12 protein-coding genes are annotated in these 13,244 nt (G+C 58.4%); 5 read left to right on the forward strand and 7 right to left on the reverse strand.

Annotation, left to right across the window (positions count from 1 at the left end):
- Nucleotides 1-101 precede the first annotated feature (101 nt).
- A complete protein-coding gene (locus KF767_07730; GenBank protein MBX3017761.1) occupies nucleotides 102-911 on the forward strand; it encodes a DUF1338 domain-containing protein in 810 nt (269 codons plus the stop codon).
- Here KF767_07730 and KF767_07735 read toward each other — a convergent pair.
- The 5 genes from KF767_07735 to KF767_07755 form a co-directional block, all read right to left on the reverse strand.
- A complete protein-coding gene (locus KF767_07735; protein ID MBX3017762.1) occupies nucleotides 908-1,369 on the reverse strand; it encodes a hypothetical protein in 462 nt (153 codons plus the stop codon). The two genes, KF767_07730 and KF767_07735, sit on opposite strands and share 4 nt — an antisense overlap.
- Nucleotides 1,370-1,628: 259 nt before the next feature.
- Nucleotides 1,629-2,306, reverse strand: a complete 678-nt coding sequence (locus KF767_07740) for an HD-GYP domain-containing protein (protein ID MBX3017763.1) — start codon at nucleotides 2,304-2,306, stop codon at nucleotides 1,629-1,631.
- A 117-nt stretch (nucleotides 2,307-2,423) separates the two neighbouring features.
- Nucleotides 2,424-3,122, reverse strand: a complete 699-nt coding sequence (locus KF767_07745; protein MBX3017764.1) for a hypothetical protein — start codon at nucleotides 3,120-3,122, stop codon at nucleotides 2,424-2,426.
- The gene (locus KF767_07750) at nucleotides 3,122-4,399 is read right to left on the reverse strand and encodes a D-alanyl-D-alanine carboxypeptidase (GenBank protein ID MBX3017765.1); all 1,278 of its coding nucleotides are present in this window, start codon (nucleotides 4,397-4,399) and stop codon (nucleotides 3,122-3,124) included. The genes KF767_07745 and KF767_07750 overlap by 1 nt, the downstream gene beginning before the upstream one ends.
- 76 nt (nucleotides 4,400-4,475) lie before the next feature.
- The gene (locus KF767_07755) at nucleotides 4,476-6,485 is read right to left on the reverse strand and encodes a hypothetical protein (GenBank protein MBX3017766.1); all 2,010 of its coding nucleotides are present in this window, start codon (nucleotides 6,483-6,485) and stop codon (nucleotides 4,476-4,478) included.
- 58 nt (nucleotides 6,486-6,543) lie between these two features.
- On the opposite strand from KF767_07755, the gene KF767_07760 reads away from it, so the two are divergent.
- The 4 genes from KF767_07760 (at nucleotide 6,544) to KF767_07775 (ending at nucleotide 9,993) form a co-directional block, all read left to right on the forward strand.
- Nucleotides 6,544-7,266, forward strand: a complete 723-nt coding sequence (locus KF767_07760) for a phenol 2-monooxygenase (GenBank protein ID MBX3017767.1) — start codon at nucleotides 6,544-6,546, stop codon at nucleotides 7,264-7,266.
- Nucleotides 7,247-8,158 (forward strand): DMT family transporter, encoded by a 912-nt coding sequence (locus KF767_07765; protein ID MBX3017768.1) that lies wholly within the window; start codon nucleotides 7,247-7,249, stop codon nucleotides 8,156-8,158. Before KF767_07760 ends, KF767_07765 begins: the two co-directional genes overlap by 20 nt.
- Before the next feature lie 88 nt (nucleotides 8,159-8,246).
- On the forward strand, nucleotides 8,247-9,620 hold the full coding sequence (locus KF767_07770; protein ID MBX3017769.1) for an acyl-CoA dehydrogenase family protein: 1,374 nt from the start codon (nucleotides 8,247-8,249) through the stop codon (nucleotides 9,618-9,620).
- A 10-nt stretch (nucleotides 9,621-9,630) separates the two neighbouring features.
- Nucleotides 9,631-9,993 (forward strand): hypothetical protein, encoded by a 363-nt coding sequence (locus KF767_07775; protein MBX3017770.1) that lies wholly within the window; start codon nucleotides 9,631-9,633, stop codon nucleotides 9,991-9,993.
- Between the two features lie 15 nt (nucleotides 9,994-10,008).
- Here KF767_07775 and uvrA read toward each other — a convergent pair whose 3' ends face one another.
- Together uvrA and KF767_07785 are read right to left on the reverse strand one after the other, a co-directional pair.
- Nucleotides 10,009-12,615, reverse strand: coding sequence for an excinuclease ABC subunit UvrA (gene uvrA, locus KF767_07780; protein MBX3017771.1), 2,607 nt, complete (start codon nucleotides 12,613-12,615; stop codon nucleotides 10,009-10,011).
- Between the two features lie 15 nt (nucleotides 12,616-12,630).
- Nucleotides 12,631-13,170: a transcriptional repressor gene (locus KF767_07785; GenBank protein ID MBX3017772.1), complete on the reverse strand. Its 540-nt coding sequence runs from the start codon at nucleotides 13,168-13,170 to the stop codon at nucleotides 12,631-12,633.
- Nucleotides 13,171-13,244 lie beyond the last annotated feature (74 nt).

Genomic DNA, 13,244 nt, shown 5'->3' on the forward strand with positions numbered 1-13,244 from the left:
GCATCCCGTCGAATCGAGGCGAAAACGGCCCCTGGTGACAGGTCTCAAAATTCGGACTAAGTTCGCCCTAAACCCTCGATTTGAGTGGATTAGGAGAGCCCATGAGCCAGCCTGAGCTGAAAGAATTACTGTCAAAAATGTGGACGGACTATTGCCAGCTGAACCCGGCGGCAAAGCGCATTCATGACCTCTTTGTGAGCGAGGGGGAAGTGGTGCTGAATGACCACATCGCGCTTCGCACTTTTAACCACCCCCGCCTGGGAATTCAGCAACTGGCGCGGCAGTTCAAGGCTTTCGGTTACGTTGAGAGCCCGCAAGACTACGTCTTCACCGATAAAAAACTCTACGCCCGTCACTACGAGCATCCGGATGCGGAGCTGCCGAAGATCTTCATCAGCGAGCTGGAGCTCGAAAAAATGTCGCCCTTCGTGCGCGACACTTTGAACTCCTTGGCCGAGCAGATTCCCGCGTCGTTCCTGGAGCGCGCGGACGTTTCGATGGCGGGCCGTCCCTGGAAAGTGACGAAGGCCGTCTACGAACAGCTGGCGAAAGAGAGCGAATATGCGAGCTGGGTCGCGGCCCACGGCTTCCGTCCGAATCACTTCACCGTGAACGTGAACGCGCTTCGCAAGCTGAACGATCTGCCGACCTTGAACGAGTTTTTGAAAAAGAACGGCTTCAAGCTGAACGCTTCGGGCGGCGAGATCAAAGGAACGCCGGCGGTGTTCTTGGAGCAAAGCTCCACGATGGCCTCCGAGATCCCGGTGAAATTCGACGATGGCGAGATGATGCTCCCGGGCTGCTACTATGAGTTCGCGAAGCGCTACGCGCTTCCCGACGGCAAGCTGTACCAGGGCTTCGTCGCGGCCTCGGCCGACAAGATCTTCGAGTCGACGAATAAGATCCGCTAGAAGTTGAATCCGTAAACGAGCTGGGCGCCACCGCCCGGCTCGGGCTGAATCCAAAGGCCCTGTGAGGGGCGACGGGCGCGCTGCGCGGTCGCGTAGGGCGTGTACCAGACGTCCACGGCCTCCCAAATCCGCATCCCGACGAAAGCGGCCCCGAAGATCGCGAGGCCATTCGGTTCACTCTTCCCGGTGTGCGCGGAATTCGCGAAAAGCGCGGCGGCCCCCAACACCATCAAAGGCGGCTCCGCGACGGAAAAGATCCAACCGCGCTCCAGCCAACGCCCTTGCACCAGATGCCCCAACCCAAATCCCACGAAGGTGCCGACGACCCCACCCCCCACATACTGAACGGGATGCATCCCCGCCGTCGTCGCGGGCTGGAGCTCCGAAAGCCCCTTCCGCCCCTGCGCAAACGCCGCCGACCCCAAAACCAAGGCCATCCAAAAAATAAAAGCGCGCATGAGCCCTCCCGAAAACCTCATTCTCACGAGCGAAAGCCCCCAGGGTCAAAAACAAAAACCCCGCCACCGGCAGGGTCTTCAAGCAGAACGCAAGGCTTCGATGCAAATCCCCTCGGCGAAGCCGACGCCCATAAAAACCATGCGGAGCCTCGGGCGTGTCCAGAGGACACAATCCGTCGACCGCAAAGCGGTGACGTGGATCCAGCCCGACCGCAAAGCGGTGACGTGGATCCAGCCCGACCGCAAAGCGGTGACGTGGTTAGGCCGCCTTCAAGTTCGTGACCGACGGGGCCACGCGCGCGAGCGTCTCGCGGTCGGCGCTTTCGCCCTGCCAGTGCTTGTGGCTTTCGAGGAAGACTTTGACGAGGTTCATGTCGAACTGCGAGCCCGAGCAGCGGATGAGTTCGCGGTAAACCACGTCGATGGGAAGGCCTTTGCGGTAGGCGCGGTCGTGAGTCATCGCATCGAGGGTGTCGACGACGAGGATCAGGCGCGAAAGAAGCGGGATTTCGTCGCCGATTTTTTTGTCGGGATAGCCCTCGCCGTCCATTCTCTCGTGGTGGCCGCGCACGGCGGGCAGCACCTGCTGGAAGAACTCGTGGTGCGCCATGGGGCGGATGATCTCTTCGCTGAGGACCGAGTGGGATTTCATCGCGTCGTATTCGAGTTCGGTGAGTTTGCCGGGCTTGTGGATGATCGCTTGATCGACGCCCATTTTACCCACGTCGTGAAGAAGGCCCGAAAACTGCGCCAGGCGCTGCTGATAATCGGGAAGTCCCATGGCGCGCGCCAAGTGACGTGCGTATTCGCCGACCCGCAGGCAGTGGTAGAACGTGGTCGGGTCCACCGCGCGCAGGGACGCGAGAATGCTCTCGGTCGATGAGAACGCCCAGTCCGGAATATCCCCGTGCGACAACAATGTGTTTTTCGGATGCATCAGATCTTCCCCCGCTGACTTCAACTTATCGGCGTATCAAGAAGGTCCTGAAGTTATGAATCGTGAAATTGCGGGGGTGATTGAGCGTCTCAAGACGGGACTCGCGCCCGTCCGCGTTTATTTCGCGCTCTCGAGAAGTTGGCGGATTTCACCGGCGCGGGAATTCTTCTTCTGGCGGGCGAGATCCTTCAAGAGCGCCGTTTTCCCCTCGGCCGAGAGCGCGCGGCGGGCGCCAACGTCCTTGGCGAGAAGTAGGGTCGTCTCACTTTGGGCCGCGGCATTTGCGGCCTCGATGAGTCCCTGTCCCGCCTTGTTTTTGCCCGAGACGAGCTTCGGGTCATGCTTGAGCAGCAACGTGAGGAGTTTCACGTCACCCCCGCGCGCCGCTTCGAAAGCGATGTTCTCGCGGGCCTCATCATAGAGTCGGTCGGTTTTCGCGCCCGCCTTCAAAAGCTTCGCCACGAGCGACGTCTGTCCGCCCGTGACCGCGTACAGAAGCGCGTCGTTACCGACCTTGTCGAGCGCGGCCAGGTTGGACTTCGGGATCAGCTTTTCGGCGATCTCGATCTTCTCGTCCACGATGGCTTTGATCAGCAGAGTTTCGCCGTGCTCGTTGACGGCCTCACGAAGGAACTCGGCGGGAAAAGCCAAGAGCGTGTCATTCTGTCCCTGCTCGAGGAACTGGAAGGGGCTCGCACCGGTCGCCGCCGCGGCAGGCTTCGCCTGAGTACCGACTTTCACTTTCATCGCGCCCGAGCCTTGCGCTTGCGCGAAAGCTCCCGCGAAAAGTATCGAAATCAGGATCAGGCGTTTCATCAGTTCATCCGATCGACGGCGGTCAATTTCGAGCCCTCATCGAACGCGAGGAAGGCCTCCGGCACGGAACTTATTGGATCACCGCCGCCGTGTTCTTTCAACATCGCGGTGACCGCGACTTTGATTTTCTGGCGCGCGTTTCGCCAATCGCCGCCCGAGCCGTTGGTTTTGTAGATGTAACCGAAGTAGAGGTTCCCCTCTTCGGTGACCATCATTCCGGCCAAGGTGATCGCAGGATTCACGGTTCCGGTTTTGGCGATCAGGGCGCCGTTGGTTTCTTCGTTTTTGTACATGTCGACGGTACTTTTCGTGCCGGCGGCGTTACGTCCCGCAACGGCCAGAACGTGGTGCAGGCCATGTCCGGTTTTTTTCAGCTCCGCGCGCAGGGCCTGCAAGATCTTGATGACCGAGCGGCAAGTGCCTTCGTTGTAGATCTTCCCGCTTTCAGTCGTCTTGGAATCGCCCGAGCCGTTAACGAACCGCAGAGAGTCCGTGCCCAGATTCAAGCGTTCTTTCACGAACTCGCGGAATTTTTCCGGCCCGCCCAGATGCTCGAAAATATTGTTCGCGGCGTAGTTGTTGGAATTGCGATTCATCTCTTTCAAGATATCGAGCAGAACCGTCGAACGGTAAGTGAACGCCGAGTCGTATTGCGAGGGATTGAAGTCCTCTTTCGAGAGGAACGAGATCGATTCGACCTTCATTTTGATGGACGCGGGCATCGACATCTTCCGCAGCTTCGAAACGCGCGATTTCAGGCCGTCGTAACCGCCCGCGATGTTCTCAAAAGCCTTTTTCAGATTCGAGCCGACGCGGTCCGGACCGGGCTCGTGGTTGTCGAAATTGGCGTGGGCGACGTCGCCTGTGGTGTCGATCAGGAATTTGAAGTTCTCGTCGTAGGTCAAATTGCGGATTTTGGTGACGCCCAAACGGTTCAGCTCGCTGACCATGTATTGCAGGGTCCACTTGCCGATGTAGGGATCGCGGCTACCGGTCAAATGCACGTCGGCCAGTTCATTGGTGACGACCCGGATGGACACGCGTGTGGGGAAGCGTCCTTGGGGTCCCATCTTCGCGACGGCCCAGTAAGCGGTCATAATTTTCGACACCGAGGCGATCGGATAGCGGTCATCCACGTTCACGCCTTCGATCCGGTCGTTGGCGTTGTCCTCAAGGTGGCAGCTGGCCCGCAGGCTGGCGGCCTGGGCGGGGCTCAGGGCGGACACTGTCAACAAGACGGACAGCGTCCCCAAAATTGTCGCCATTTTCGAGCCCACGTGGGCCTCCTTCGTGCGTTAACCGCGATGAAAATTCAGTCGAAGGGAGCTTTGCGAGAGCGGTGCCAGAGGGGACCTAGAACTGATAGCCCAAACCCATCGTGTAGTAGATGGAGGTGAATTGGAAACGCAGGCGGCGCACGAGGGCCGAATCGACGTCCTGGTTCTGATCCAGGTTACGGATACCGAAGCCGGCCTCGCCGAAGAAACTCTTCGTCCACATGACCTTCCCATGGAAGTTGAGCGCCCAGTTGCCGCCTCCCGACGGGATTTGGTTGAGCGAGGCCCCTTGCGAACCCGAGAGCGTCGGGTAATAGACGAAATCCATGTCGACCCATTTCGGGTAACGCATGATCGGCACCTTGTTCAAGAGGTCGTCGAAAAGACGCGGCATCGAGCGCGCCCAGAAGAAACCCGCGCCCAGCATCTTGGGTTTGAACATGTCGTAAACGTTTTCGTTATACCCCATCATCAGACCCCAGCTCTCGTCCCGGCCCCAAAGGCCCGGGCGCAAACGATACTTCAGGTCGATCGTGGTGTTGCGCATGAGCGCCGTCGTGTTGGAAATTTTAAGCGGCGTCAGGGATTGGTAGTACTTCGTCGCCAAGCCCCAACGTTGACGGGACCAGGTGGCGTTCGACCAACCGAAGAGGTCCTCGAACCAATAGTTGAAGGCGCCTTCGGCATTGATCAGCAAATTTCCACCCGAGCCCAAGATCGCCGAAGAGCGGAAGCTGAGTTCGCGTGGATAGCCCTTGTACATTTCGTAGTAGGCCTTGAACGTCTCTTCCCCGTCTTGAACTTCGACGTGCGCACGTTTCATCTGCCCGCGCTCTTCATGTTTGAAGCGCCACAAAAATTCGTCCGCCGAATCGCCGTCCATCTCGAGTGAGTTCTCTTTGGAACTGACTTTCGTTTTGTCCGCGCGGATCCCGTAAACCTTCGCGTCGTTCACGTAAGTGGAATCGGGGGTGCGGTAGTCGATGAAAGGACGGCTCGTCTCGCGCGGCAGACGCGTGATCTTAAACACCTGTTTGAAAAGGCCTCCGGAGGGACCGGGGAAGTACAAGGTCGTCAGACCTTTCGGCGCATCCACTTCCCAGAAGCGGCGGAAGTCCCCGATGGTTTCCTGCCAGCGGAAGGTCCGCATGATGAAACTCTCTTCGAGAGGATTCAAAATCCGGTGCGCCATCGAGGGAGCCTGCCCGAAACCGACGATTTTGATGTTCTCTTTGTCGCCGTGAACGAGCTCGACGATTTCGATCTTCGGCGGACGGGTCACGAACTCGTAGATGAATCCGTTATTCAGCTCGGCCAGAAACTGCACCGGCCCCCGTCCCTTCAGGCGACGACGCGATTTCAGCGGTGACTGCTTCTGGAAACTGATGATCCGGGCGGGTTTCTTGGGCTCGGGAACATCTTCCAAATGCCACTTCCGATTGCGGTTCTTCAGCCCCATATACGCCGAACATAAACGGGTCTGTCCTTGATCCGTTTGCCGCGAGATACACACGCGGAAGTTCTCTTGGCTCTCGGCCAGCTCCGGCGCGTTCGTCAGGAAATCACGAAAGATCCACGAGGACGCCAGAAGCGGATTGGCATCGAGGTCTTCCTTTTTGACGTTCGCCTGCATCCGCGTGCGCAGCTCCGCCGTGGTGGCGATCCAGTTTTGCACTTCGGATTGGGGAATCGCCGACTGCCAAAGCACACGCCCCGATTGGCCGATCGCCTCCAGGTAGCCGTCGGGGATCAGGGGCAAAGGCCAAGACAGAAGAAGATTCACGCCCCGGCGCAGATCCTCGCCGGCGTAGGGAGCGGCGACCGGGCTGATTTCGTCCAGGGTCCCTACGCGCATCTGAAAGCTCTGCGCGCTGATGACGGTGTCCCCGATCCTCAATTCGCTTTCGCTGGTCAAATCGTAATCAAGCTCAAGTGGCAGTTGAGTCACGCCGTCGCCAATGACGTCGAAACGCAGCGGGACCGTGTAATCCTCGGCTCCCTGCGCCAATGCGGTTGCGGGGGCCCCCATAAGCGCACCGCAAGCCAGCACCATCATTGTGAAAAATGAAGAAAAAAACTTCGCCATCAGCTTCCCTAAAGTGTATGAAAAATTCCATCTTCCAGGAACTTAAAAAGGTGAACTTATGGCCGTCAGTCCTCGCGTCCAGTACCGCGCCCGCGTGCAGCAGATTATCGATCACACCCCGACCGTTCGTGAATTGGTGCTCACGCTGACCGAGCCGCAGGAATTCACGTTCAAAGCGGGTCAATTCATCACGCTGCACGTGCCGAACGAGCCCAAACCGGCCCTTCGTGCCTACTCGATCGCCTCGACCGACGCGCAGAAGGACGGCTTTCGTCTGCTTTTCAAATTCATCGAGAACGGCATCGCTTCGACCTATGTCTGGAAGTTAAAAGGTGATGAAGAGCTGCTGTTCACCGGACCTTTCGGCCGGGTTTTCTTCCAAGAACCGCCGACCGAGCAGATCGTTTTCTTAAATACGGGCACCGGGCTCTCTCAGCACTACAGCTACGTGATGTCGCGCAAAGAGAAATACCCGAACCTCCGCTACCGCTTGCTGTTCGGCGTGCGCACCGAAAAGGATATGTACTACCAGCCCGAACTCGAAGCGCTGAAAAAGGAACTTCCCGATTTCCAATACGAGTTCGTCCTCTCGCGCCCGTCCGAATCGTGGACCGGCAAGAAGGGCTACGTTCAGGATTTCATCTCGGAGTACGACTACCAAAACAAACCGACGACGTTCTACCTTTGCGGCAACTCCGCGATGATCAAGGACGTGAAACAGCGCCTGATCGTGAACGAAGGTTTCGACAAAACGAAAATCCATGTTGAAGCCTTTGATTGAGCTGACGGTCGCCGGCGCGCTGTGGGGCTTCGCCTTCACCGCGACGATGTGGACACTCGCGGGCCTGGATGCGCCCGGAATTCTGATCTACCGCTTTCTGGGCGCGGCCTTCTTCGGCCTCGTGCCGCTTTTTCTTTTCGCGCGCACGCGCGAGGGGCTCTGGCAAAAAATCAAGGACGAGGGCCGCATCGCCTGGATTCCCGGGATCATGCTGTTCGCGACCCTCGCGCTGCAAACCTTCGGTCTGCTGTGGACGACAGCGACGAAGTCCGCCTTCATCACCACGATGTACGTCATCATCGTCCCCATCGTTTCGCACTTCACCCGTCAGGACCGCACCCGCCCCCGGCACGCGCTGTGGGTCTTCCTGGCGCTGGTGGGTCTCGCTTTGTTTCAAGATCTGCACTGGGAGAACTGGAACTTCGGCGACACGCTGACGGTGGGAGCGGCCTTCGCGGCCATGGCCCACATTCTGGTTCTGGCGAAGTACGCCCCGCTTTCGAAGTCGCCCTATATTTTGAATCTGTGGCAGCTCTTCTGGACGGGAGCCCTCGCGATTTTCTTGATCCCGTTGGGACCCCGCATGGATCTGGGCGCGCTCAACTCACTAGGGATCTTCGGGATGGTGACGCTGATCTTCGGCTCGGGCCTGCTCGCCTTCTATTTGCAGATCCGCGCGCAGGAAAAACTTCCGCCGAACCTCGTGAGTTTGATTTTCCTGCTGGAGTCCCCCTTTTCGGCGCTCTTCGCCTTCCTCCTTTTGGGTGAGCGCTTCAGCGGAATGCAGTGGGCCGGGGGGTTTTTGATCCTCGCGGCCTGCGCGGCGGCGGTCATCTCGCGCGAGTCGATCAAGCCCGAACACGCCACGCCATTTGTGGCGAAAGCCGACTGAGGCCTTGTACGACTCGCAGCCTCCTCCTTAAGCTGGGGACCAGCATAGGGCGACCGGCCATCGCCCCCGCCCCCGCTAAGGAGTCCCCATGGAAAAGAACTTTTGGGAAGAGATCGGCAACAAAATCAAAACCGCCTTCGAGGACGCCGAGAAGAAGGGCAAAATCGAACTCAGCATCTTGAAAAATGCGCCGGCGGTGATGGCCTACTTGAAAGATCTGAACGGCGAAGAGCTTCTGCTCATGCTCGATCAAGTTCGTAAGATCAAAAAACGCAAGAACCCGAAGTTCCCACCCATCAACGGGGACTTTTACAATACCGCCGAGTTCCTGCCGCCCCATGAGCGGCTGATTCTCGAGAAGGTCAAAAACTTCGCGAAGACCGAAGTCGAGCCCCTCGCCACCGAATACTGGATGCGCGGCGAATTTCCGTTTCAGCTCATCGAAAAGATGAAAAGTTTAAACATCGTGGGACTCACCTACGACAAAGCCAACGGCGGTCAGGAACTGAGCCATCTGCTGGAAGGCATGATCGGCCAAGAGCTCGCCCGAGTGGACGTGTCGACCTGCACCTTCTTCGGCGTGCATAGCGGTCTCGCGATGAACTCGATTTACTATTGTGGTTCCGACGAGCAGAAACGCGAGTTCCTGCCCGCGATGATCAAGATGGACAAGATCGGCGCTTTTGCGCTGACCGAACCCGAGGTGGGATCCGCCGCCTCGATGGGCTTGAAAACGACCTGCAAACGCAGTGGCGACACCTGGACGATTCGCGGCGAAAAGAAATGGATCGGGAACGCGACCTTCGCGGATCACATCATCGTGTGGGCGAAGGACGATGACGATCATCAGGTCAAGGGCTTCATCGTCGACCGCGAAACCGCGGGCGTCGAGACCGAAAAGATCGAGGACAAGATGTCGCTCCGGATCGTGCAGAACGCGATCATCCGCTTGAAAGACGTGAAAGTCCCCGAATCCCGGCGCCTGCAAAATGCCAATAGCTTCAAAGATACCGCGCGCGTTTTGAAAACGACACGGGCCGGAGTCGCCTGGCAAGCCGTGGGCTGCGCCCGCGGCGCCTACGAACACACCCTCGAGTATACGTTGAATCGCCGTCAGTTCGGCCGCCCCATCGCGGGTTTCCAGATCACGCAGGATCTGCTCGCGCAGATGCTTTCGCAGCTGACCGCCATGCAAACCATGGTCGCCCAACTGAGCCGGCTGCAGGACCAAGGCGCGATGACCGACGAGCAGGCCTCGCTGGCGAAGGTCTTCTGCACGGTCACCTGCCGCTCGATCACGAGCCTCTCGCGCGAACTTCTCGGCGCGAACGGGATCCTGATTTCGAACAAGGTCGCGCGCTTCCTCGGCGACGCGGAAGCTTTGTATTCTTACGAGGGCACGAAGCAGATCAACAGTCTGGTGGTGGGACGCGCGATCACGGGTCAGAGCGCGTTCACTTAAGGAGGACGACATGAAAAGAAAATTTCTGGCGGTTTACATCGGGACCGATGAAGCCTTCGATCGCAAGTGGAGTTCCTTGAGCGCGGCGGAACAAACCGAACGCCAAACGAAAGGCATGGCCGCGTGGGGCGCCTGGGCGCAAAAACATGCGGACAAAATCGTCGACCAAGGGGGACCGCTCGGCAAAACGAAACGTGTGGGTGATGAGGGCATCACGGACATCAAAAATCCGCTGACCGGTTACGTGATCGTCGAGGCGAACTCGCACGAAGAGGCCGCGAAGATGTTCGAAGGTCACCCGCACTATACGGTCTTCGGCGGCGACTCGATCGAAATCGTCGCGTGCCTCAACTTGGACGAAATGAAGGCCTAGGCGCGCGCGACGCGCTTACTTAAAATAATGCTTCAAAAACTTCCCCGTCTCGGAGGCCGCAACCTTGGCCACCGAGGCAGGAGTGCCCGCCGCGACGATCAGGCCGCCCTTCGAGCCGCCATCGGGGCCGAGGTCGATCACGTGGTCGGCCGTTTTCACGACCTCCATATTGTGTTCGATGACCAGCACCGTGTTGCCCTGATTCGCGAGGTCGTGCAGGAGCTCCACGAGCTTACGCACATCTTCGAAGTGCAGACCCGTGGTGGGCTCATCCAAAATATAGAGCGTGGAACCGGTGCCGCGTTTGGAAAGCTCTTTCGAGAGCTTCACCCGCTGCGCTTCGCCGCCCGACAGTGTCGTCGAAGGCTGTCCCAGCGTCATGTAGTCAAGACCCACGCGGTTTAAGGTTTCCAACTTACGCGCGATCTGCGGGATGTTTTTGAAAAACTCCAAAGCTTCGCCCACGTTCATATCGAGGACGTCCGCGATGGATTTGCCGTTGTATTTCACGTTCAGAGTTTCGCGGTTGTAACGACGGCCTTGGCAGGTCTCGCACATCACGAAGACGTCCGCCAGAAAGTGCATCGCCAGACGGATCTGGCCGTGCCCCTGACAGGTTTCACAACGCCCACCCTTCACGTTGAAGCTGAAACGACCGGGTTCGTAACCGCGCAGGCGCGCCTCGGGAAGTCCCGCGAACATGTCGCGGATCAAAGGGAACAGCCCCGTGTAGGTCGCGGGGGTTGAGCGCGGCGTGCGGCCGATGGGGCGTTGGTTGATTTCGATGACCTTGTCGAGGTGCTCCAGCCCGTGGACCTCTTTGAAGGGCGCGGGGTTGATGCTCGACTTGTTGAACTTCTGTCCGAGCACCCGGTACAGCGTATCGATGATGAGCGTGGACTTGCCGCTTCCCGAAACGCCGGTGACCGCGGTCAACGTGCCGAGGGGAAGTTTCATGTCGACGTTTTTCAGATTGTTACCCGAAGCTCCCTTCACCTCGAGAAACTTGCCGTTTCCAGGACGCAGCTTCGCAGGCAAAGGGATCGACAACACGCCCGATAGGTATTTTCCAGTCATGGAACGCGGATTTTTCGCGATCTCTTCGGGGGTGCCTTCGGCCATGAGCTCACCGCCCAGTTTCCCCGCGCGCGGTCCGAAGTCGATCACGTAATCGGCCGAGCGGATCGTATCCTCGTCGTGTTCGACCAGAAGGATCGTATTGCCGCGCTCTTTCAGCTCTTTCAAAATATCGAGCAGCCGGTGGTGATCCCGGGGATGCAGACCGATGGAGGGCTCATCCATGACGTACAAAACGCCGATGAGCGACGAGCCCACCTGGGTCGCCAGACGGATCCGCTGCCCTTCACCGCCCGAAAGCGTCCGCGCCGTCCGCGAAAGCGACAGGTAACCGCAGCCCACGCGAATCAGATACTGAAGTCGTGACGAGATCTGCGCGACGATTTTATCCGCGATGAATTTATCTTTGTCTTTGACGGGAATGCGCTCGACCCAGGCTTTCAGGTCCACGCAGCTCATCTCGGACAAGGTCGCGATGTTGGTGCCGTCGATACGAATGCTGAGCGACTCGGGACGTAGCCGCGAGCCCAGGCAGCTGGGACAGGTCGCGAAGTCCGTGATCTCTTCTTCTTCCTCGTCGTCGCCGAGCTTCTTGCCCTCATTGCGGAGTTTGTAGCGCACGCCCTCGAGAACCCGCGAGTCCCCGTCGCCGCCGTAGACTTCCTCTTCCACGAGATCCAAAGTGCCGAGCCCCAAACAGGTGGGGCAATAGCCGCGCGGATTGTTGAACGAGAAGATCCGCGGCTCGAGATCCGGAAAGCTGAAGCCGCACTCGGGGCAAGATGAGTGAAGAGAGTACGAGAAGCGCTGCCCCTTCGTGTCCTCGACGACCACGCGCCCGCCCGCCATGGACAAAGCGGTGTTCACGCTTTCGCTCAGACGGTGTTTGAAGTTGTCCTTCAAAGCCAGTTGATCGATCACGAGGTCGATGTCGTGGGTCTTCGTCTTTTGCAGTTTCGTCGCGGTTTCGAGATCGATGAACTTGCCGTCGACCTTCGCTTTCAGAAAGCCGCGTTTCGCCCATTTCTGGAAGTCGCCGAGGAACTCACCCTTCTTCCCCTGCACGATGGGCGCAAGGACGTAGAACTTCGTGCCTTCGGGCAGTTTGCGGATCTCGTCGATGATCTGCTGGGGCGTTTGCGACGCCACCGGAATTTTGTGCGTCGGGCACTCGGGCACGCCGATCTTTGCAAAGAGCAGGCGCAGATAATCGTAGACCTCGGTCACGGTCCCGACGGTGGAGCGCGGATTCGTCCCCACGGATTTCTGATCGATGGCGATCGCGGGGGAAAGCCCCGTGATGGAATCGACGTCGGGTTTTTTCAGCTGTTCAAGGAACTGGCGCGCGTAGGCCGAAAGGCTTTCGACGTAACGACGTTGGCCTTCGGCGTAGACGGTGTCGAAGGCGAAGGAACTCTTCCCACTTCCCGAGAGACCGGTAATGACGGTGATGTGATTTCGGGGAAGGCGAAGATCAAGGCCCTTGAGGTTATGCTCGCGGGCGTTCTTGATCACAATGGCATCTTCAAAAATATTGCGGCCCATAAGGCCGCCACTATCTCAGGCGCGTTTGCGTCCGGCAATCGTCGATTCACGGCGCTGGCAGTCGGGACAAACTCCGTACAATTCCAGGACGTGATGCGTGAGCTGGAATCCCAGGCTTTCCGCCACACGGTTCTGGAGCACTTCGATCTCGTCGTTCTCGAACTCGCAGATCTTCCCGCAATGCGTGCAGGTCATGTGGTCGTGGTGCTGACGCGGAGTCAGCTCGTAACGCGCCGGCAAGCCGCCCATACGGACCTCGGTCACGTAGCTGCTCTCGGTGAGCTTGCGCAGGAAGCGGTAAACGGTGGCGAAACCGACGGTATTGTCTTTCGACAGAACGATCTCGAAGACCTCTTGGGCGGTCACGTGCGTGCGGCCGCTCTGGAGCGCTTCCAGGATCAAAAGGCGCTGGTCGGTGACCTTCAAGTTCAGGTCGCGTATCATTTTTTTCAGATTTTCTTGCGGAACGGACTCGCGGCGCTGAAGGCGATCGGTGATCGTTTCTTGCCGGGGAAGGATCGACTCATTCGAAACTTCGGGTGTGCTCAGATTCATGGAACCCCCACGTGGTTTCCTTGGGTTCTATTAAGAATGATTCTCAAGATCAAGGTGAAAATGAATATCAATTG

The organism is Pseudobdellovibrionaceae bacterium, assembly GCA_019637875.1.
Classification (GTDB): Bacteria; Bdellovibrionota; Bdellovibrionia; order Bdellovibrionales; family Bdellovibrionaceae; genus JAHBUW01.

Excerpts from the sequence above, each read along its gene's own strand:
- KF767_07760 (MBX3017767.1), top strand. The coding sequence starts at position 6,544 with ATGGCCGTCAGTCCTCGCGTCCAGTACCGCGCCCGCGTGCAGCAGATT.
- KF767_07745 (MBX3017764.1), bottom strand. The coding sequence starts at position 3,122 with ATGAAACGCCTGATCCTGATTTCGATACTTTTCGCGGGAGCTTTCGCG.
- KF767_07740 (MBX3017763.1), bottom strand. The coding sequence starts at position 2,306 with ATGCATCCGAAAAACACATTGTTGTCGCACGGGGATATTCCGGACTGG.
- KF767_07770 (MBX3017769.1), top strand. The coding sequence starts at position 8,247 with ATGGAAAAGAACTTTTGGGAAGAGATCGGCAACAAAATCAAAACCGCC.
- KF767_07765 (MBX3017768.1), top strand. The coding sequence starts at position 7,247 with ATGTTGAAGCCTTTGATTGAGCTGACGGTCGCCGGCGCGCTGTGGGGC.
- KF767_07755 (MBX3017766.1), bottom strand. The coding sequence starts at position 6,485 with ATGGCGAAGTTTTTTTCTTCATTTTTCACAATGATGGTGCTGGCTTGC.
- KF767_07730 (MBX3017761.1), top strand. The coding sequence starts at position 102 with ATGAGCCAGCCTGAGCTGAAAGAATTACTGTCAAAAATGTGGACGGAC.
- KF767_07775 (MBX3017770.1), top strand. The coding sequence starts at position 9,631 with ATGAAAAGAAAATTTCTGGCGGTTTACATCGGGACCGATGAAGCCTTC.
- KF767_07735 (MBX3017762.1), bottom strand. The coding sequence starts at position 1,369 with ATGCGCGCTTTTATTTTTTGGATGGCCTTGGTTTTGGGGTCGGCGGCG.
- uvrA (MBX3017771.1), bottom strand. The coding sequence starts at position 12,615 with ATGGGCCGCAATATTTTTGAAGATGCCATTGTGATCAAGAACGCCCGC.
- KF767_07785 (MBX3017772.1), bottom strand. The coding sequence starts at position 13,170 with ATGAATCTGAGCACACCCGAAGTTTCGAATGAGTCGATCCTTCCCCGG.